At 53.9% G+C, this 20,887-nt stretch carries 20 protein-coding genes; 4 read left to right on the top strand and 16 right to left on the bottom strand.

Going from position 1 to position 20,887, the window contains the following annotated elements:
• Positions 1-55 precede the first annotated feature (55 nt).
• Positions 56-574, top strand: coding sequence for a ferritin-like domain-containing protein (locus NQZ67_RS17905; RefSeq protein WP_257448588.1), 519 nt, complete (start codon positions 56-58; stop codon positions 572-574).
• A 232-nt stretch (positions 575-806) separates the two neighbouring features.
• Here NQZ67_RS17905 and NQZ67_RS17900 read toward each other — a convergent pair whose 3' ends face one another.
• The 4 genes from NQZ67_RS17900 to NQZ67_RS17885 all read right to left on the bottom strand — a co-directional run bounded on the left by NQZ67_RS17900 (position 807) and on the right by NQZ67_RS17885 (position 4,138).
• Positions 807-1,085, bottom strand: coding sequence for a DUF1048 domain-containing protein (locus NQZ67_RS17900; RefSeq protein WP_257448586.1), 279 nt, complete (start codon positions 1,083-1,085; stop codon positions 807-809).
• Positions 1,086-1,094: 9 nt separating this feature from the next.
• On the bottom strand, positions 1,095-1,442 hold the full coding sequence (locus NQZ67_RS17895) for a DUF1048 domain-containing protein (protein WP_257448584.1): 348 nt from the start codon (positions 1,440-1,442) through the stop codon (positions 1,095-1,097).
• A complete protein-coding gene (locus NQZ67_RS17890; RefSeq protein ID WP_306812946.1) occupies positions 1,442-1,747 on the bottom strand; it encodes a PadR family transcriptional regulator in 306 nt (101 codons plus the stop codon). Before NQZ67_RS17890 ends, NQZ67_RS17895 begins: the two co-directional genes overlap by 1 nt.
• Before the next feature lie 507 nt (positions 1,748-2,254).
• Positions 2,255-4,138: an OmpL47-type beta-barrel domain-containing protein gene (locus tag NQZ67_RS17885; protein ID WP_257448583.1), complete on the bottom strand. Its 1,884-nt coding sequence runs from the start codon at positions 4,136-4,138 to the stop codon at positions 2,255-2,257.
• Between the two features lie 216 nt (positions 4,139-4,354).
• Here NQZ67_RS17885 and NQZ67_RS17880 point away from each other — a divergent pair, with 216 nt between their 5' ends.
• Both NQZ67_RS17880 and NQZ67_RS17875 read left to right on the top strand, forming a co-directional pair.
• Positions 4,355-4,987, top strand: coding sequence for a thioredoxin family protein (locus NQZ67_RS17880; RefSeq protein WP_257448580.1), 633 nt, complete (start codon positions 4,355-4,357; stop codon positions 4,985-4,987).
• 75 nt (positions 4,988-5,062) lie between these two features.
• Entirely contained in the window at positions 5,063-5,827 is a 765-nt protein-coding gene (locus NQZ67_RS17875) for a hypothetical protein (protein ID WP_257448578.1), read from the top strand.
• 111 nt (positions 5,828-5,938) lie between these two features.
• Here the strand turns inward: NQZ67_RS17875 and NQZ67_RS17870 are convergent, their stop codons facing one another.
• From NQZ67_RS17870 to NQZ67_RS17820, 11 genes are all read right to left on the bottom strand, one after another.
• The gene (locus NQZ67_RS17870) at positions 5,939-8,752 is read right to left on the bottom strand and encodes a DUF8487 domain-containing protein (protein WP_257448576.1); all 2,814 of its coding nucleotides are present in this window, start codon (positions 8,750-8,752) and stop codon (positions 5,939-5,941) included.
• Between the two features lie 192 nt (positions 8,753-8,944).
• On the bottom strand, positions 8,945-9,544 hold the full coding sequence (locus tag NQZ67_RS17865) for a short chain dehydrogenase (protein ID WP_257448574.1): 600 nt from the start codon (positions 9,542-9,544) through the stop codon (positions 8,945-8,947).
• 18 nt (positions 9,545-9,562) lie between these two features.
• Entirely contained in the window at positions 9,563-10,906 is a 1,344-nt protein-coding gene (locus tag NQZ67_RS17860; protein WP_257448572.1) for an MFS transporter, read from the bottom strand.
• Positions 10,907-11,041: 135 nt separating this feature from the next.
• Positions 11,042-11,677 (bottom strand): TetR/AcrR family transcriptional regulator, encoded by a 636-nt coding sequence (locus NQZ67_RS17855; RefSeq protein WP_257448570.1) that lies wholly within the window; start codon positions 11,675-11,677, stop codon positions 11,042-11,044.
• An 83-nt stretch (positions 11,678-11,760) separates the two neighbouring features.
• Positions 11,761-11,997: a hypothetical protein gene (locus tag NQZ67_RS17850; RefSeq protein ID WP_257448568.1), complete on the bottom strand. Its 237-nt coding sequence runs from the start codon at positions 11,995-11,997 to the stop codon at positions 11,761-11,763.
• 20 nt (positions 11,998-12,017) lie between these two features.
• Positions 12,018-12,788 (bottom strand): CPBP family glutamic-type intramembrane protease, encoded by a 771-nt coding sequence (locus NQZ67_RS17845; RefSeq protein ID WP_257448566.1) that lies wholly within the window; start codon positions 12,786-12,788, stop codon positions 12,018-12,020.
• Positions 12,789-12,983: 195 nt separating this feature from the next.
• The gene (locus NQZ67_RS17840) at positions 12,984-13,343 is read right to left on the bottom strand and encodes an IDEAL domain-containing protein (RefSeq protein WP_257448564.1); all 360 of its coding nucleotides are present in this window, start codon (positions 13,341-13,343) and stop codon (positions 12,984-12,986) included.
• A 223-nt stretch (positions 13,344-13,566) separates the two neighbouring features.
• Complete coding sequence (locus NQZ67_RS17835) at positions 13,567-15,411, bottom strand: sensor domain-containing diguanylate cyclase (RefSeq protein WP_257448562.1); 1,845 nt, start codon at positions 15,409-15,411, stop codon at positions 13,567-13,569.
• Between the two features lie 801 nt (positions 15,412-16,212).
• Positions 16,213-17,334 carry a beta-propeller domain-containing protein gene (locus NQZ67_RS17830; RefSeq protein WP_257448560.1) on the bottom strand — a complete coding sequence of 374 codons (1,122 nt, stop codon included), beginning with the start codon at positions 17,332-17,334 and terminating at the stop codon, positions 16,213-16,215.
• A 100-nt stretch (positions 17,335-17,434) separates the two neighbouring features.
• Entirely contained in the window at positions 17,435-18,901 is a 1,467-nt protein-coding gene (locus NQZ67_RS17825; RefSeq protein ID WP_257448559.1) for a sensor histidine kinase, read from the bottom strand.
• Entirely contained in the window at positions 18,891-19,586 is a 696-nt protein-coding gene (locus NQZ67_RS17820; RefSeq protein ID WP_257448557.1) for a response regulator transcription factor, read from the bottom strand. Before NQZ67_RS17820 ends, NQZ67_RS17825 begins: the two co-directional genes overlap by 11 nt.
• Positions 19,587-19,839: 253 nt before the next feature.
• On the opposite strand from NQZ67_RS17820, the gene NQZ67_RS17815 reads away from it, so the two are divergent.
• A complete protein-coding gene (locus NQZ67_RS17815) occupies positions 19,840-20,304 on the top strand; it encodes a DinB family protein (protein ID WP_257448555.1) in 465 nt (154 codons plus the stop codon).
• A 14-nt stretch (positions 20,305-20,318) separates the two neighbouring features.
• Here NQZ67_RS17815 and NQZ67_RS17810 read toward each other — a convergent pair whose 3' ends face one another.
• Entirely contained in the window at positions 20,319-20,876 is a 558-nt protein-coding gene (locus tag NQZ67_RS17810; protein ID WP_257448553.1) for a CBO0543 family protein, read from the bottom strand.
• Positions 20,877-20,887 lie beyond the last annotated feature (11 nt).

Genomic DNA, 20,887 nt, shown 5'->3' with positions numbered 1-20,887 from the left:
ATAGGCAAAACTGGCATATGCTATTGAAGAGTAATTATAGTTAAGGAGGCTTATTATGTATTATAGAGCCTATGACGCGGCCATTGCGGCTCAATCTGCCTCTTCCCATTGGATGTGGCGGAGTTACCGTCCAAATGGGATACCGACGCCATATCAAGCCTTGCAGGAAGCGCTGCATTCGATTCGAGAAGCTGTAGCTGGCGAAAGCCATGCGGAAAGGTTCTACCAAAAGCTGCTTGAGCTTGCGCCGACTGAGGAAGACCGCGTCGTGATTACTTCCATTCGCGATGATGAACGAGGACAATTGCAAACCCTAAGGGAGATTTACCTGGCATTTACAGGAGGTCAGGTTCCCATATCTGCCCCTGCTACGGTATATATGGACCCAGCCTCCTATAAAGATGGTTTGAAGTCATTGATATTTAAAAAGTGGAGAACAAACCAGATCGCCGGTCATATGCTGGCTGCAATGCCTACGGGCTACTATCAGAACCTGCTGGCAAAAATTGCGGTTGATAACGTGACCATTGTTTCGAAATTGAATTACTTGCTCGCAAACCTGCCTGAATCCTAAGTACAAATATGACCAATCCGACCAGCCCCGCCTCACGACGGTCACCTTTGTACTCCCTTAGGCGCCCGCCAGCCCCTGTTCAGGGCCTCTTCCGCAAGAATTGCCGCCAATTGGTGGGCCTGCACGAAAAAAACGCCGACGGCGTACGTCGGCGCTTACCTAACTAGGCGTTCATATTCAAATCCAACATCCGCAGCAAACGGACGACGGTCTAATAGATATACTTCCCGCTTCAGTTGTTACTTGAAACTCGGATGAGATCGTCGCAGAAAACCGCTACGTTTTGGCCCGTCACTTCGAGCACGCCTTTCCCCGAAGCCGCGCCCTCTTCGAATAAATCGACAATCCCCGAAATCAAATCCGTCCCGTCGGATAGTTCAACAGGAGCGACTTTAAACAAATATTTTTGAATCTCTCTATAAACGATTTGATAATCTTTCGGGAGCGCTTTGACTCGCGCCATGTGCGCACGCCACTCTTTTTTGCCTTCGATCAAATCCCTTATTGTCATTTTACCCTCCTATTTGCCTAATTTTTTGGCGATATTACGGTTGAGCTGCTCCCGCCACTTGTCCCGGTAAGACTTTGCCCCTTCTTCGCCGGCCAGCGCCAAACAGAAGCCCTGGATATCGTCGCCCAAAACCTCTTGGACACTCTGTCCCTCCGCCGCCGTCTCCTCGAGCAGGCCAAGCACGCCGTCAAGTATGGGGATGAGGTTGCGACCGGAGAAATTGGAATGCGGCCATAGGCTGGCATTTATTTTTTCCCATGCCGCTTGATAATCGGCCGGCAGCTTTTGGGCTCGCGACTCAAAAGCTTTCATTTCTTTCGTCATGTCGCTGCCGGTGATTTTTTCCCAAAAGTTCATCATTCCCTCTCCTTTAACTCATTCATTTTGGATGAGACGAACTCCCATTTCTCCCAGAACCTCCGCAGCTCCTCGCGCCCTGCATCATTGATCGCAAAAAACTTTCGCGGCGGTCCCATGTCGGAGGGCTTCTTGGTGATCTCCACCAGCTTGTTCTTCTCCAGCCGGATCAGGATGGTGTACACCGTTCCCTCCACAACATCCGTGAAGCCGAGGGCGTTCAGCCGCCGCGTGATTTCGTAGCCGTAGGTTTCATCGCGGCTTATAATCTCAAGGACGCAGCCCTCGAGCACCCCTTTGAGCATTTCCGTTAGGTTTTCCAGATCAATCACCCTTCGCTATTCTGTATGACCGGTATTCTGTATTACTTACTACAGCTACATAGTAACACGTAGTAGTCGGTTTGTAAACCGCTCCCGGTGAGGTCCGATGCATGCGTGAGGCCGCTGATAAACACTGCTTGAACGCAAGAAAGGTACAGTCCTCAAGTCATGATGGGGAGGCTGTACCTTAATTCGTATATACGGCGGATGTGCAACGGAACTCATGGACCCTATTTCGGATAAAACGAGTTTTTTTTGAGGCTAAGGGAACTGAGCGACGCTATTTGCCTGTTTCGAAGATGAATTGATCCAAATCGAATGCAATAAGGGCGCACAGTTCCGCTAGGTCCCTCAAAAGCCTCATTTACCGACTAATAAGGCCCCTCAGTTCCGTTAGGCTTCAACCCTGATCACCAGAAAACGAAACGTTGAATAAGCGCCCATCCATCCGTTGCCCTGCATACCGCCGCGGACTGTTTTTGCCGAATCTCACCCTTTATCTTTGCCTTTATCTTTGCCCTTATCTTTATCTTTATCTTTGTCTTTATCTTTATCTTTGTCTTTATCTTTGTCTTTACCTTTGTCCTTGCCCCCGTCGTCGTCCTTGCCGCCTTTCTTAGACTGCTCGACGGTCACGACCGCCGTTGCGGTCGACGTATTGCCCGCCATATCCGTAGCCGTATACGTGATCGTATATTCGCGCTTGTCGTTATGACGGGAGAGCTCGGCGCGAAGCTTGAACGACGTATCCCATGCGCCGATCTGCGCTCCCTGGATATCATCTCCGTCCCGCTTTCCTCTTGCCGCATCATTCGTCTCGTTAATCGTTATGGACGTTAAACGAATGGACGCGAGCCCCGCTTCTTCATCCGTCCCATGTACATAAGCTTGAATGGGAATCAGCTTATTGTTCGCAGGCGACAAGGTGTAGCGGTTTAGAGCGAGCTGCAGCGATGGAGCCGTTTTGTCGATTTTCACCTTGAGCTGCTTCGGCTGCTCCCCATTACCGGCCTTGTCCTTGCTCCGGTACAGAAGCGCATGCTTCCCTTCCTCGGCGAGGGTGATAGCCCCATTGTATGCGGTCCAGCTGTCCCCGTTGTCCAGGCTGTATTCCGTTTTTTCAATACCCGATAAGACATCCGTCGCCGATAAAACAACCTGAACATCGGAGGTATGCCAACCCCGGCTGCCGTCAGCGCCTGTGACCGACGCTTCCGTCACCGGCTGCGTTTTATCCAGGTTAATCGTGATGGCCGCCGACCCTTGCAGTCCGCCCGAATCCGTGGCCGTCCCCGTAATGAGCTGACCCCTGCCTTCTGTCGACACCAGCACCGGAGGATCGATCGTCAGCTGCGAATCCTCGTCGCTGGCCTCGAAAGTCACGAGCACATCCTGGTTATACCACTCGTTATAATCGGGCTCACGATCGGCGCTCGCTGTTACGACGGGTGGCTGGTTGCCTGGGATCAGCTTAACGGATAGCGGATATACGCCGCCAAACCATTCAATCGTCTCCTCATAAGGTGCAAAGCCCGGTGCCGTAACGCGAACCGTGTAGACTCCGCTGCGAACAATCTCGCTAATGAAATAAGGACCCGTCGCGCGATACAGAACGTTCGGCCCTTCGAGCTCAACCACAGCATCCATGATCGGCTCCTCTAACTCATCGGTGACGATCACATCCACGCGGCCATTCCTATAGGGCCCCGGATCCCCGTCGTAGGCTTGGTAGTCCATAACTCGTTGATCGCCTTGATGAAGCTCGACCGTAGTTTGCTGATTGTTGTTATAAGTGACTAGGAAGGCGTTATAGCCCCAAATAGAATTAAACTCGCCTGTAATTATGGACATTGTATAGTTGCCATCGGCATCTGAGACGGTCTGCGCAATCGGAATTCTTCCATGGCCACGCCCGAGGTAGACGCTGAGGCCGACCGGATAATCGGCAATCGGTGTAGCAAACTCATCCACATACGTAATTTTCCCCGTGATTACCGTTCTCTGCTCCGGCATCTGGAAGTTAATCGTGTCCGACTGCACCTCGTTAACAACGATATAACCATTAACCGTTATTAGCGCGGAAACCGCATCGCCCAGCGTCTTCGTATAAGCTATATCATAATGCCCCTCACCGTCGGTCGAGGCCGAGGCCAGCCACCGGAAGCCGACATTAGAATTATAAGCCCCGATCTGAACGGTCGCCCCTTCAATAGGCTGCCCGGCCTCATCCGTTATCGTTCCTTGCAGCGAACGCTCCGCCTGATCGCCGACTTCATTCGCATAACCGACGTTCGCGTTCACCGTCAGGAACGCCACAAGCACCAACCAAATAACCGCAAGCTTCCCCCTTCGTTTGCCACGTACCGAACTCATCTTCTTTTCCCGCCTCCCAAAGAAATAATTTAGAACGAATTGTTCTTTATAAAGAATATCATGGGAGGCTTGGCCTTGGAACACTTTAGAATATTTAGGTGACAGAAGGATTTACGCTCCATTCGCTGTCCCTCTCAAAAACAAATAAACTGACCATTCCTTCGTGGTCAGGCATGCGCTATAGTCACATTAACGGAACATGCGGAGGTGGCCAACATGCCAAGCTTAAACATCAAATCCCTCATTAACGGGGGCATTACGCCGGAGAGCTTCATGGAAACGATGGAGGTCAGGGAAATGCGGCTAAACGGCATCCCGGATACAAAACGGAAGTTCCGGGAGATCTATCAGGAGTTTACGTGGGAGCATGACGAGGACGAGCGGTTCTTCGGGGCGTTCGGCGAACAAGCCGGCGTATCCTGCCACATTCTATGCACGGACTGGTGCCCGGACGTCATCTGGAACGTTCCGATTCTCTTCCGCGTCATGGAGAAGGCGCAAGTGCCGGTCGAGGTGCTCATCATGGAGGAGAATCCCGAACTCATGGACCTTTTCTTGACGAACGGCGGCCGTGCTCAGCCCATTGCCGTGTTCGCGGACCGCGACGGCAACGTCCTCGGCCGTTGGGGTGGCCGTCCCGCCTATATCCAAGCGGTGATGGAGGAGTTCAAACGAACGCACACGGATCCTCAGCGGGAGCATATGAATCAAATTTATGAGACGATCGGCAACCTCTATCGGGCCGGCAGCTCCTACCAGACGGTTGTCGTTTGGGAGCTCAAGACGCTGTTCGCAGAGTTTCGGGACCATGCTCTAGTCAGCGGACTTCTCCTTCCGCAAGCCCAATAGATTAACTTCGCATTCCAGTCTTGCCGCCGACTTATGGTAAAATAATCTTATTCAAATCGGAAAGGCGGACAAGTCATGGAATTGGCGTTTACCATTCAACCGGACGCTTATACGGCGTTCGAGAGCGATAGCGAGCAGCTCGACAAGTACAAGGAATGGGGCCTCGTAAGCGAGAAGGCCGTTAAGACGAAAGCCCTCTTCTACAAAAGAGACGGCAACAGCCTGCCCTGCGACATCGTCGGCTACGCCGACAAAGCGACGGCGGTCATCCGCTTCGAGGGCGGACAGCTTCACTGTATTCATCCCTCTTACCTGAAGGAAATGCAGGCTTCCGGCTTCGGAGTGAAAACCGTTCCGACGAGCGCGGCGGATGAACCGGCCGCGACTCCGTACGATTCGGCTCCAGCCGCAGACGAATCGGCAAGCGCGCCTCAGTCCGCGCCGCCGGAAGACCAGCCGCCTTGGGATCAAGACGATTCGCCATCCCCGCCTCCGGCCCCCGCAGCCGAGGAGCCGCCGAAGAAAACCAAAGGCAAGAAGGAGAAGCTGGAGCTGCCCGAGGGCAAAGTGAGCATGACCGCCACGGTGCAGGAATTCACGACCGTGCCGAACAACTTCTCGGACAACGACGACGAGGTCGTCATCTACGAGGCGGTATCCATCGCGGACCCGGCTCTCGAGCTCGGCACCGCGTGGTCCAGCCACAGCGCCACGCTCAAGAAGCTGGAGCTCGCCGTAGGCGACACGATTACGTTCGAAGCCAAGGTGATCGCCAAGAAGCTGACGAAGCATCCGGTTCCGTACAAGATCAACAATCCGTCCAAAATTCAGAAGGCGTAGCCCTTCCCGAGGAACAGCCAACGTAGGCCTGTTCCGCCATCGGGAGAAGTCCGCTTCACGACAAAAAAGCCGCCCCTGACGGTCCATCCGTCGAGGGCGGTTTTTTTCGCTTTAGCCGAGCAGCTGCCTCAGCTCATCCAACGTCAGCGATGCATCCGGCGCGAACTCGCCGCTCTTCGCGTAGCCGATCATGCTGCGAAGAAGCTGGCGGCCTTCCAGCGTCGACATCAAGCTGTCCGCGTCCAGCGCGCCGAACAGCACGCGGCCGTTGCCTACGCGGCACTCGGACAGCAGGCCGAGCTTATGGTTGCGCTCGAAGTTGTCGATCGTCTGGACGATCGGATTCAAGGACGGCGCGACGTCATCCAGAATGACGGACCGCGAATTCATGACAATGCTCCACCAAGGATACGTGGAATGCTCCTCGCTTAGGAAGTCCTTGAATACGGGATGCGTATTCTCGATCAGAAGCCCCATCGTGCCGACCGGCACCGGTCTGTTCATGCTTTCGGAGATGGAGCGGAACATCGGGTAGCACCAGAAGTCGGTGGCATAGGTGCCCTCAATAGACTTCGAGATCGTATCAGGCTTCGGCAGCAAAATAATGCCCGCTCCCTGCTCCAGCAGCCGAACCGCTTCATCCGTCAGCTCGGTGAACAGCGGAGCGCCCGTCAGGTCAAGCTTTTCCTGAGCCGACGGATAAACCCAAAGCGAATACGACTTCCGAATGTCCGTGCCGGGAATCGACAGGAGCAGCTCCAATCGGGTCATCGCCGTCACGGAAGGCAGGGTCAGGCCGATTCGGCCTATGTCGATGTTCGTTTCCCCCGAAGCTGCTGCGATTTCCGTTTCTCCTTCGGCTATCCTTGACTGCCCGTCGTTCAGCTCCCACTGCAGCCGAAGCCCGTCAACCGGCGTCTGCCGGTAATAGACCAGCTCGACTCCCGCCTCGAACGTCTCGCCAGCCTCGTAGTTGAACTTCTCGAATCTCGCCAGCAGGACGGCGTCCGAGCAGAAGGTGCGCCACTCCTCCGGCGAGATCAGCCCCTTCGAGTCCATGAAGGCGTCCAGCATGCCGACAAGCGCCGTGCCTTGCCCGCTGAAATCTTGAAGATCCAGCAGCTGGAAGCCCGCTAGATGCTTAGTGCGGAATGCCGCCTCCAGCTCTTCCTTGTAGCAATCGGCCGCCAGCTTGCCGGAGCATTCGAAATAACGCTCCGCGAGATGCCCGAGCCCTTTGGCCTCCAGACGCTCCCGGAATATCTCGAAGTTCCTCGCCTTCAGAGGCCCCGTATATTTCTCGATCTCCCTGAAATCCGGGAACGTCGCATACTGTCCGATCTCATGGGAGACGACTGGAACGCTCGGGATCAGCTGGTCATCCGCCGCTTCCGCTTGTACGGTACGCGCTTCGGTGCCGTATTGGATCTGAATTTCTCCAGCCTCTCCGGACGCCCCTGGGCCGGCTCCGGCGGAGGATGGGAATAACGCTTCGTCGTAATCCTTCATCGTGCTTGGCGGATCCACCTGCACATGACCCTGCGGCGCGTCGCACATCGCGTACGAGCCCCGGAACAGCCGCTCTCTCGACATTCGAACGCCGCAGAAGAAATCCTCCTCCTCCAGAATGACGGGAACCCACTGGAAGTTATTCGAGCCCTGCGTATAAAGAGGTCTCGCGTCGAACGCTTTGTATGCCTGCAGAATCTCGCTAATTCTCGTCTTGCTGCCCCACAGCTCATTGCCGAGCGACATCATGACGAACGACGGATGGTTGCCGAACGCCTCCAGCATGGCAAACCCTTCGCTGACGAGATAGTCCTGCTCCGCCTGGTTGTGGCGCTCGTCGCTTTCGTCGGTAATCGTTCCCCAGAACGGAAGCTCCGGCTCCATGTAGATGCCGACCCGGTCCGCCGCCTCGAACGCCGCTTCGGGCGGACAGCAGGTATGGAAGCGATAATGATTCATGCCGTACGACTTCGCTATGCGCAGAATCCGTTCCCATTCCTCCACGTCGGTCGGCGCAAATCCGGTCAGAGGGAAAATAAGGCCGTCATGCTTGCCGCGCAAGAACGTCTTGGCGCCGTTAATCGTGAACTTGTCGCCAGCCGCCTTGAACTCCCGCAGCCCGACCGTCAGCTCCTCCGCGCCGAGCTTCTCGCCGTCCGCTCCCTGCAGGCTCACTCTAAGCCGATACAGATTCGGCTCCGCGTCGCTCCACAGCAGCGCTTCTTCTCCCAGCGGATAGTCGATGGTCAGCTCTTGCGACTCCAGCGCGTATGTACGCTCCTCCGCCTCATGCCGCGAATCGCCGCCGTTAAAGCTTGCCGCCGACACAACGGCATGCACGCCCGCAGCGTCGCCGACGAGCTCCGATACGATGCGCACCGACCGATCGCTTACGTTCGGGTATACCCTCAGCTTGCGAAGATAGACGCGGTCATGGAACTGCAGCTCTATTTTCCCGGTAATGCCGTTCCAGTTCGTCTGCGTGTCAGGGGAGGTCATGTGGCCGCCCTTCGTCGGATAATCCGTGTTGTCCACGCGAATCGTGATCGTATGGCGTCCGCTCGCGAGGAACGCCGTCACGTCGTACAGATGCGGCGTGTTCAAGCTGTTGCGTGTGCCTACCTCCCGCCCGTCGATCCATACGGTCGTCACGCGCGTGCGCTCGAGGTGCAGGAAGCATGTTTTGCCCCCGAGCCGTTCCGGAATATCGATCTCCCTCTCGAACCAGGCATAACCTTCGAACTTGTATTCGTCCGTCAGCGATCCGATCAGCGCTTCTTCGTTTCTCTTTCCCTTGCGGGCGAAGGAGGTGGTGCCGGGCAGCGCCATTGTATCGCCTAGCGGCCGCCTCAGCCCTTGCTTGCCCTCATCCAACTGCAGCCTCCAGCTGCCTTCCAATCCGATAACATCTATCATGAGTTCACTCTCCTACATAGCCGGTGTCATCGCGGAAGCCATTCCGCGTAGTTTTTTCCACCTCTATCATAATGTGCATAGCCGCCGGCAAACCATGCAGGAACCATTCGATTTCGATCGTTTTCATTAGAAAATCAGACATTTCCGCAAAAAAAGAAGCCGACCAAATGATCAGCTCCTTCCGTAATAGGCTCAATAAACGGTATACGTTTGCCCGGTCTGGCCGCCTTCGACGCTTTTCCTGAAAGCCTGGGCGACCCTGCTCGCGGGGACGGGCACGAAGCCGGGGAAGTACGGACCGTATGTCTCCATGGATTCCTGCACGATAGTGGGGCTGACATTGTTAATGCGAATGCCGCGAGGCATCTCGATCGCTGCCGACTTCACGAACGATCGGATCGCTCCCCCGGTCATGGCGGCCGATGTCCCGCTGACGATCGGATCGTCCATGATGATGCCGGTAATGAGGGTGAAGCTGCCTCCATCGTTGACATGATTCAATCCTAGCAAGACGAGATTCATCTGTCCCACTAATTTGCTGCGGATCGATATTTCATTGTTCTCCGGGGTGAGCTCTTGGAGCGCTCCGAAGAAGGTTTTGCCGGCCGTGCTTACGACCGCGTCGACCTTGCCGACCGTCTGGTACATGCTCCTAATACTGTCCGGAGAGGTTAGATCGACCGCGACCTCGCCGCTATGGCGTCCGGCCGATAGCACTTCATGCCTTAACGCCAGCTCGTCGCGCACCGCTCTGCCGATTGTGCCGCTTGCGCCTACTAATAATATTTTCATGGAACATTCCCCGTTTCATTATGAATTTAGGGCCGTGACAGTCTGAACTCTTCTGCGAGAAAGGGCCAGCAATACGATGCTGATGCCGGACACCGCTGCGCTGGCGATAAATAGCGGCTGATATCCATTGGCGGAAGTGGAGAGGAACAATCCCGCGACGGTTGGTCCCATCGTCGAGCCTATCGACCGGAACAGGCTGATGTAGCCCACGGCCAGCCCCGTCTCTTGGGGATTAACCGCCTGCAGGATAAGCACGTTAAGCGGTGCGCCGATTATAATCCCGATTCCGAACCCCAGAACCGCCATCATGGAATAAAACAATCCAATCGTGTCAACGCCCGATGCCATGACCGCTCCAACCGCCAGCGTCAACGCGAAGCCGGCCATCAGAACATTTTTGGCGCCTGCTTTGTCGGCCAAGTAGCCTCCCGCAAGAGAAGCTAGCACGGAAGCGATCGCCAGCGGCGTCACGCTCATCCCGGCTGCTCCTTTGTCCATGCCAAGCACCGTCTCCGAGAAATAAGGAATAAGATGGGTGGCCGACGCCATCACGAACCCGGATACCATCGAAGCCAGCAGCAGCGTTAACGTACTGGACCTGGTGAAATACGCAAGCTTCACAACCGGATCAGCCGACTTGCGCTCGATCATGACCAGCAAAGGAATCAGCAGCGCGCCGAGTCCCAAAAATCCTAAATTCTTAAGGGTGATTCCGAGCATAAGCGACAGGATGATGATCGTCAGTGTGACGATGCCCGGCACATCAATCGTTTTCTTAACGATCGGCTGCTCCTGCCGGATTCTCGTAACGAGGATCAAAATAATCGCGGAGATCGGGACGTTAACCAAGAATATCCACTGCCACTCCAGGCCTTCTATAATAACGCCGCCCAGTACCGGGCCAAGGATCGTTCCCAAGCCGAACACCATTCCGATTAGTCCAAGCATTCTCCCTCTCTGCTCAGGCGGATAAGACATCGCGATTTGCGCGGTTGTAATCGGGAATATGCCGCCGGTCCCAATCGCTTGGACAGCCCGGCCGATCAGGAATACGGTAAAGCTTGGCGCTATAGCGGAAATAATGGAGCCCAGCGCGAACATGGTAATGCCGAATGCGAAGGTTTGTTTTCGTCCGAAACGGTCCGACAGCTTGCCAAGCACGGGGATGCTCACAGCGAACAACAATGTATAGACCGTAAAGCTCCATACCCCCCACCCGGTATCCAGATCAAACTCTTGCATAATGGAGCTTAATGCCGGTCCTACAATTCCGTGATCCAGCGCCCCCATAAAGATTCCAAGCAATAAAGTGAGGACCGTGGCTCTTCTCGATAGTCCTTTCGATTTGAACGGCTGCGACATATGAATCTCTCCTTGTATCTTCGTTAGTGAAAATATACTATACCCCCCTACCCTATGTCAACGACAAAATGGATTCTTTTTCAAAATAAAAAACTGCCGTAGAGACGGCAGCCTTGCAGGACGGACTATGGCGGATTATGGCCTAACGTAATCGTTGAAATACTGAATATGCGCTTCCACTCTTTGCTGCAGCTCGTCCGTTTCTTTGTTGTCGAACCTTAGCAGCAAGTATTCCGTCATCATGGCGAAGATCGGATACTGGTACTCGACGGCGAGCATCCTCGGACTATAGGTGTCCTTGATCTTCTTATTCTGCTGCAGCAGCAGAAAGGCCGATTCCAGAAAATCGATGGTGCCTTTGTAGATGCGCGTCAAAATAATTTCCCTCGCGCGCGCGTCGCGATACTGCTCGATGTTCAGAATCCTCCATATTTGCGTCAGCAAGGGGTTCTCGATCGTGCGCTTAAATTGTTCAAAGCCCTGCTTCAAGAAGGTCTGCAAATCCACATGCTGCAGCATCGCTTCCAGCTGCTCCGGCGACGGGAGCGTGTTCCCCTCGCTGGCATCCGTAAATAACTGATAGATGGACTGGAGGATTTCGTCCTTCGTCTTGTAATGGTTATACAGGGCGCTCTCCTTAATGCCGACATGCTTCGTAATCTCGCGAACCGATACGGCGGAGTAACCGTTCTGCGAGAACAGCTCGATCGCCACCTCAAGAATACGCCGCTTTGTCTGACCCGGCTCCCGGCTAGGCAACATCGTCTCCATGTTATTCCCCCCCTCTCTTTCATGGATCGTATTCCATCCATTATATGAAATTCGCACCGCTCTTTTCAATAGTTAACGTTCGTTCATTTCATGGCGCAGCATGTACTTCTCTCTTTTATCAGCCCTTGAACCATACATCCATGCGCCTCGATTAGCTCGAGTCCTTCAACAAAATAGGAATGCTCCGGGTCGTAGGAAAGCCTCATCCGGCCTTCTTGCACATTTGCAGTCATCGCAATGCCGATGTTCGCGAGAGCATCCCGGATCGCCGCTGTCTTGCAGCTGCATAAATGGTCGACAGACAAAATCACGTTTCTCATGATGTTCACATCTCCTCGTTCTATTCCATGGAGTAAACAAACAACGTTATCGCAAGCTGTAAATCCATTACATAGTGAGCCATCGCGATCGGCAGCAGCCTCTTCGTGCGGCTAAAAATAAATCCAATCGCAAGTCCGAGCGGAATGAAGGCTGCAAAGCGCCACAGCATATAGGGAACGTCAAGCACAAGCGGGAGAGCGACGTGTTGGAAGGCCAACGCCAGCCCGGCGAACAGAATCGCCAGCCGTCCGCTCCCCGTAGCCCTCTTTAATCGCGGCAGCGCATAACCTACGTAGGTCGGCGTTTCGACGAGACCATTCGTTAGCGGGAAAAGGACAAGTGCAAGGATCGCTGCCCAGACAGGCAAGGGCTGGAACATCAGGTTCGGCGGAACGAAGGAGCCCAGTATCGCATACGAGAACAGGTACAGCGGGATCCCCCCAACCGCGAACCCTACAACCAGCAGCCAAGCAAACTGCTTCATATCCAATCCGGTAATGCTCCTCCGGAATCCGAATAGGCTCCCATAGGACTGGCCCTCCTTGCGAAGGAAATAGCGAAGAACGGCATACGTCGCAATGTTTGCGAGGATCGCTTGGAAGGGCCACCATCTCTCTGCCGCCTTCATAGGATGCTCGTATCCGGCCAAGAACGAAATGCCGACGAATACCAATCCGAAACCGATAAAAAATAAAGTACGCATCATCAGGGAGAACCATAGGGATGACTTTGAAGCCGTCCCAACGGCGCCATGGTTCTCTTGAAGCTTTGGAAACGCTAAAGTGCTCATTTGTTTTTCTCCTCTCGTTATTTACGGCTGTAAACATTACCCAACACATTCTATATGAACGAACGTTAACTCGTCAATAGTTAACGTTCGTTCATATAGAAAAAATTTGTCGAGCTCAACTAAACAAGTCGCTATCTCTCGCTAAGCGCGCACAAAAAAAGAAGCAGACCTCATTGTCTGCTCCCACCCTATCCATTATCTCAGAAATCGGCTTACCCGGTTCGCCGGGGGAACCTTCGTTGCGGTTCCGCCCTCGGAATAAGCGGTTGACCGGCCGCCTTCCCCCGTTAACTCTCTAAACCAGGCTTCATCCCAGGTAGCCAAAGCCAAGTCGATGAGCTCGGGAACGCGGAAATCGCCAGTCTTGGCATCCGGCACTTTCCTCACCGTGCTGGACCGGACGTCCACCTCGCGTCCGACTCGATCTTCCTGATCCGATTTGACGACGTATATCGTGACGATGCCTTGCACGGAATCCACCGCCTCGACAAAACCGTATACCATCTCGCCTTCGACCGTCTTCCCATGAACCCAATCGCTAACATTGAATCTCATCTCCATGCACCGCCCATCGTTAACGTATTTCATCATCCGACTAACTGTAACTTATTCGAGTACACATCGGTTAAAAAAAGAAAGTTACTTGTTATTCGTTACTGTAATTATATATGTTACAGTTTGGAATGTCAACAGGCGGGAGTCGAGGTTGATCGACAAACGAAAGAGGCGATCGACAAGTAGCTGCCGACCGCCCTAACTTTTTTTAGCGATGCAAGTCTTATTGTTCAAGAGGAGCCGGTTCATACACATAGCCGTTCCGACCCTGCTGTTTGGCTCTGTACAGCGCCTGATCCGCCAGCTCGTATAGAGCGGCGAGGGACGCCGGCGCTTCGCGCCGCGACGTATACGACACGACGCCGCAGCTAAGCGTCACGAAGGGAGCCGCCCCCGAAGCGGCATGAGGAATGCCGAGAGCCCGGATGGAGGATACGACCTCCTCCGCCAATTCGGCCGCCTCCTCGGGTCCCGCTTCCGCGATCATGATGAACTCCTCCCCTCCGTACCGGGCTGCCAGACCGTGACTCCGTTCGGCTACGTTATGAATGGCCCCGGCAACCTGCTTCAGGCACTCGTCGCCAGCCAGATGGCCGTACGTGTCGTTATAGCATTTGAAGTGGTCGATATCCATCACGAGTAGAGAAATACTCCGTTCCTGTCCTGCATCCATCATCCGCTTGAAGACAGCATTGAAGTGGGTCCGATTCGCGATGCCGGTCAGCCCGTCGATCAGCGTCTGCTTCTCCAGCCATCGGTTCGCCTCTTCGAGCTCCAGCGTCCGCTCCTTCACTTTCTCCTCCAAGGAGCTGTTCAGCTGGCGGAGCTTGGCGGCCAGATCCTCGCTGGAAGCAAAAGATTTCGAATAGCTCATCCCGAGGATGAAGGACTGGGAAATGATGAAGATCAGGAGACCGATCGGCACCATGTATCCCGTATGGATGAGCCCTTGATTGTAAAGCACGTCGTTAAATACGCTTAACGTCAGCAAGAAAGCTCCGCCTACCGATATGGCCGCCCCCTCTCTTCTGCGGATCGTGGCCAGCACGAACACGAAGAGGGCATAGCTAATCGCCACAACGATGACGATCTGGAAGTAAGGCAGAAGGAACATGAAATGGCGCAGCTTGGATACCGCGATGACGCCGCCGTACACGACGCTGAACGCGATAAACACCGAGATAATCCGGTCCGACATTTCCTTCGGATAGACGCGGCGCAAAAACAAAGTAAACGAGATCACGCTAATAACAAGGCATAGATACTCCGCCCTTACCCAAGCCTCCCAAGGGACGCCAGGCAGAAAGCGATAGACGACCGTCTCCCCGGTAAGAAAGCTTCGAAGCGAGATGACTAGGCAGTATACGGCAAAAAATAGCGGAGCCGCATCGCTCCTTCTCATGAGGAACAAGCCCAGATGGTACAGCCCGATCAGGCATAACCCTCCTGTCAGGAACATATCGTAGGCAGCCTGCTTCAGCTGCTCCTCCGACAAGGTGCCGACGGGCCCCAGCTCCATGCTCTCGGTTATTCCGCTGCGAGGATGCATATAGTTGGATACCTGCACCACCAAGCGAAGCTCATGAGCGGGAGAGGAAACGGTCAGTACACGCTTCTCTTTGTGGGGGTCCATACTCTTCTCGTTCGTGCCGGCCTGCCCGTTATCCCAAACTCGCTCGCCGTTCACCCATATCGTGTACGCGGTTGAGATCGAAGGAATATAAAGCTCCATGTCCGAGGCTTGTCCGTCGTGCTTAACGATAAGCGAATACGTGGCGTAACCGTAGCGCTCGAAGTCCGCGCTCGCGTTCCATGCGGACGGGACTTTCGCGTAAGCGTCCGGCAGTTCTCGCGCCAGCTGCTCCGGGTCGTACAGCTTATGCCAATAAAAAGCCCATTCGCCGTCCAAGGCAATGGGCCGATCGATGGTCCAGTCCGTTAGGTCCAGAACGCCCATCACAGCCTGGGGAGCCTGCCGCTCCGCTCCCGGGCTTTGGGACGTGCAGGAGACCAACAATAATAGAACAGGAAGCAAAAATATAAAGAGGCGTTTCGCCGTTACCGTCATGAAAGCGGGCTCCTGATGAATGACATGTCATTTATTTTTCGACAAATACATCCAGATTCCTTCCTTTCTCCCGGCGATCCGAAATCTTCCAGCTAACGGTTCCGACCATATGCAATATTCTTTCTTGGTCATGAACATGATTGTAAGCGTTGAAGACGCATGGTCAAGCTCCATCCCCTATCTCCTTCATATCTTGTTGGCTCCGGCCATTGGTCTATTTTTGCTTAAGATGCGAACATCTCGAACAACTCCATTGCAATAGTTGAGAGCCTTATTTCAACCCATTCAACCAATCACGGAGCAGTTACCTGGGTGCAGCAGCTACTCATTCCCATTAAGCTAAAGCACAGTTTTATAAAACCACTAAGCTGCAGAAACCTAACGGAACTCACAGACGTTATTTCCTATTTTTATGGTGGTATATGGATCTTAACGGAACTGTCCGCCGCTATTTGCACCATTATGGTGGTGGACAAGGGTCATTCGGATGAATAAGGGCTTATAGTTCCGTAAGCATTCATAAATACTATTTTAAGCGCAGATAAGGTTTGTGAGTTCCGTTAGCTGCTTCAGTTTTCGGCAGATTGTCATTCTGCTATCGAGTCTTATGATCGCTGTACTATTATTGGGTTCTGCCGCACTTCCATTATTTAATGATAACCACGTTCATGCAGCTAAACCAACCGGAGGATCAAATGATCCGCCGGTTGGCACATGACATCGAAGGGCACCTATTCAGGGTTGGAGGGCACCCGGCAACCAATGGTACGCACGTACAGAATCGTCGTGACGAGCCGGCGGTTACCGAAGCGAATACTTCAAGCTTACAATATGGCTGCTCGTTTGCTCGCCGTCCCACTCCGTATAAGCCAGCTTCTCTCCAGAGGCGTTCCAGTGGGTAGACACGCTCTCGATTTCGACATCGACGGCGATCGGAGTCGTCTCGCCGGTTAACAGATCATAGAGCTGAAGACCCTGAATGGCAGTGCCGTTCGCGTCCCCCTTCATGCTGTAGGCGATCATTCGCTGATCCGGCGACCAGGATATCCCGCCCAGCTCCGTCCCTTCCGCTATCGTCTTGCGGCTGCCGCCGTCCGCGTCGCAGAGAGTCAACGTTTTGCGGGAGCCGTTCTGCTGAAGCACCAGCAGATGAGTGCCGTCAGGCGATGGCACGATGTCGTACGCTTGATCGAACCCCAAGCTCGCCGTCTCCTTGGTTGCGCGGTTGAACGCCATTAAGGCGCTGTCGGAGTTCGTATTGTAATAGATCATATCCTTCGTCGGCTCGACAAGGAACAGCGCGCCATCATCCTCCAGACCGGCGATCGTATCGATCTCTCCCGTGACGCTGGCCGCGTAAGCCCCGCCCGCATACGACGCGCCGATCACCGTTCCGTCATCCGCCCACTTCGCGCTGATCGCCCCTCCGATCGGTTCGCCGTGAAGCCCGAACGTCGCGCGTGTCTCCAAGTTCATGACATGGAAGACCGGATCGCCGAGCGTGTACTCCTGGTAGATCAGGTGCTTCTTGTCGGGAGACAAGGCGGCGCCGCCGAGGAACGCGTTGTCCTGCTCCTTGAGCGGCTCGTAGTCGTCCGTGAGCAAATCGTACACATACAAGCTCCTCGGATGGGAGTCCGCGAGCTCCTCCAGCTTCATCTTCGCAAGACTTTCATTCTCCCGGGACACGATAACCCTCTCCTCATCCAGCCAGCCGTACAGCTCCAACTGGACTAGGCTTTCGATCCTCTCCACCTCTACGACGGGCTCGCTTGTCTCCTTGCCCGCATCGTCGATGACCGTTATCGTTTTTCCCGGCTCCTTGATGACCGTCCGGTCTCCCGTATTATCCGAGCTGCAAGCGGCAAGCCCGATCAGCAGGACCGGGACGCATGCGATTAGTTTCATTTTCGATCTGTTCATCTTTAATCGCCTCCTCGATCCTTACTGTACCAACAAGTTGTTCCGAAATAACAAACGGATGTTTCCAAAATGTAAACAATCGTATCCAGCGAAGAGATCATTATCGCTGCGACGAACCGTGAGCGGGGAGCGAGATTCTGAACGCGGTGCCCTCCTGCCCCGTCTTCACGAGCGAGATCGAGCCCCCTTGCGATTCCGCGTATTGCCTCGCGAGCGATAGTCCCAGGCCGGCGCCGCCATGCTCCCGCGATCGGTTTCGGTCCACGGTATAGAACGGCTCGAAGATGTGATGCGCGACTTCCTCCGGTATGCCGATTCCCGTGTCTGCGATATCAATCGTAATCCGGCCGTCCGACGCGGCGTTCTTCACGACGATGCGGCCTTGCGGTTTGTTGTATTTGATGGCGTTGTCCAGCAGATTCGCGAGCACGATCGTCACGGCGTCCCGGTCCGCTTCGGCGTGAGCCTCGTGCAGCTCCGTCTCCAGCCGGATGCCGAACTTCTCCATTTTCCCCCGCAACCCGCTTAATACCGATTCGATAACCCGCTTCACTTCGAGCCGCTCCTTGTTGTATTCGAATTCGTACTTATCAAGGGCAGAGAGCTGGAGCACCTTCTCGACCATCTCGTACAACCGCTGCGTCTCGCTCTGAATGCTCGCTTTCGCGGTATCCAGCAGCTGCGCGTCGTCCGGATACATGTCGAGCAGATCGAGGTAGGCTTTGATGGAGGTCAGCGGCGTCTTGAACTCGTGGGTGACGTTGCCGATGAACTGCTTCTGCTGTCGGTCGAGCTCGGACAGCTTGCGCACCGCGAGCTCCAGCTTGCCCCGCTCCTCATCCTTGTCCCATATCGTGCTCCGGATCTGCTCGCTCATCGCGCGGATGCCTTCGCCGAGCTCTCCGATCTCGTCCTTCCGCTTGAGCGCGGCGACCTCGAACTGCCCCTCCCGAATGCGCCCCACCGTCTCTTTCAGCCGAATGATGCCGCGGGCGAACGAATGGAAATACGCGTAAGCGAGCGCGAAGCTGAGCAGGAAGACACCCGCGCCGATAGAGAGGAACAGCTGCTTGATCCGATTATAGAAGGCCATATTGTCCGCCAAGGAATAATCGAACCGCACAACCCCCACCTGCTCGCCGCGAACCCTTAACGGGGTCAAATAATACAGAGTGTCCTTCTCGACCAGATACGCCGTCTTATTAGCCAGCGCGAACAGCAGCGTCTGCTCGAGCCCGCCGGTATCCGCTTGGTGCGCCGTTCGTTCGACGTTCTCCCCGTTCTCGTCGTACACCATTACCAATTGTCCGCTTATCTCCTCCAGCTGATCCGCGAACTCGGTTCCCTTCTCCGCCAAGTACGATTGCGGCATCTTGTTCGGCTCCTCCAACAGCGTCTGGATGAAATACGCGTTCGCGGTCGCCGCCTGCTGGGCGAAATACGACTCGACCTGCTCCCGCTGATTGCTCTTAATACCTTCCAGCACAAGCACGCTTAACAGAACCACGGTCAGGAGCAGCAATACGGCCAGGAACAGGCTGAATTTGAACTTAATGCTAATTCTCACCTTGTCCCCCCGCCGCCTTGTACCCGATTCCGTGAACGGTCTGGATGAGGTCGGCATAATCGGGACCCAGCTTCTTCCTCACCCGCTGCACGTGAATATCCACGGTGCGCGTGCCTCCTACATAATCGAAGCCCCACACCAAATCTAGAAGCTGCTCTCTCGTATACACTCTGCCCGCATTCGATGCCAGCAGCGACAGCAGATCGAATTCCTTGGGCGTCAGCTCCAGCTTCCGGCCGCCCGCGGCAGCCGATCTTTTGTCCACCTGCAGCGAAATGCCGCCCAAACCGATGTCAACCGGCGCCTCTTTGTTCCCTGCCGCCTGCAATCTTCGCAGCAAGGACTTCAGGCGGGCGAGCAGCTCCCGCATGTCGAACGGCTTCGTCATATAATCGTCGGCGCCGAGCTCCAGCCCGAGCACCTTATGGACGATATCTTCTTTGGCCGTCAGCATGATGACCCCGATCCGCTCCTTATCCCGCAGCTTCTTCAGAATATCGTAGCCATCCAAGCCGGGGAGCATCACATCCAATATAATGGCATCCGGGCGAAATTCTCTCAGCCTCGCAAGTCCCCGCTCGCCGTGATCGGCAACCTCGACCACATAGCCTTCTCTACGCAAGGCATAAGCGATTGCGTCCGCGATTTTCCGTTCGTCCTCGATGACCATGACCTTCTCGTTCATCGGTCCCGCCCCTCCGTTCTAACAATGTCGTCCCCATTATCATATAGTGGGCGACGTGCTCGAACAAGACGAGAAGAGGTTCAGGCTCACATACAAAAAAGGATTTTACTGGATACTAGCGAAATCTACTAGTCGGAGGAATCGTTGATGATGACGAATTCATCGATTTTAAACGAGGTTGATGTGCGCAGGGCGAACCTGATGATTTAATCGACGGAGAACAATATCTATCTTTCCATTGGAGGGTTTTACATTGAACAATTACCTGTTTAAACAATTACGATTTGTCCGGGACCAAACGATCAAACATGTCAAAGAGCTGAGCGAGGAAAAAGCGCGCACTGTACCGTCAGGCTTTAACAACAATATTCTGTGGAACCTTGGACACATTCTTTTTGTCCATGAAAGGTTCGCTTTTGCGTTAACGAATGAAAATATGGAGCTGTCTAAGCTTTTTGCGGAACGATTTGCACCTGGCACTAAGCCCGAAAACGGGGGAACGCAAGTGCCAGGCATGGAGGAAATTGTGCTGTTGCTATCCAAGCAAATCGAACGGATCGAGCAAACCTTGGAGCTCCGTCTGGAAGACGAGCTCGAGAAACCGTTTGTGACTTCGTCCGGGCTTGAAGTAACGACAGTTAAGGAATGCCTCAGTTTTTGTTTGTATCACGAAGGCATGCATTTTGCAGCGATTAAGGCCATTAAACAGCAGCTATAAAGATGCTAAACAGCTTACCGGATTTGTTCAAATTCATTCCTGCTCTTCAGCATATAATTGGCAGCTAAAAAGAGAAGAAATTGGATCATAACGGAATATGTGTATCTCCAGTTTTTAGGGTTATACACCCCCAGCCAATGGAAAATCGGCTCAGCGATATAAGATGAAATCAATGCAAATAGCAAGGCTTTGAGATAAACATTTGAGTTTGGTTTTATTTGCAAAATTAGCATTATGGTAACAGGCATTAGTGTTAAGTCCCAAGGTATGTATGTCGGAAGTATGGGAATTACATTAAACCTATAATGCCACAAAGCAAATTGATCCCCTAGTACATCTGCAGTCATTGAAAAAACCATAACCATTAACCCAACATAAAGTAATCGGTCTGTACTGTATTTGGGCCTAAATATGAACCAAATAACCCATGGAACCACTGTTAGCGCAACACCCAACCACCAATAAGCCGAAAACAATTCGTATTCGGCCCAAATCTTTATCTTCTCGCTTATTACGGATTCCGCCTTTACGGCATTGGAATCTATAAGCTCGATTATTTTTTGTTTATCCACCCTGCTCCACC

Source organism: Paenibacillus soyae (genome assembly GCF_024623455.1).
Classification (GTDB): Bacteria; Bacillota; Bacilli; order Paenibacillales; family Paenibacillaceae; genus Pristimantibacillus; species Pristimantibacillus soyae.
This window is presented reverse-complemented; position numbering and strand designations above follow the sequence as displayed.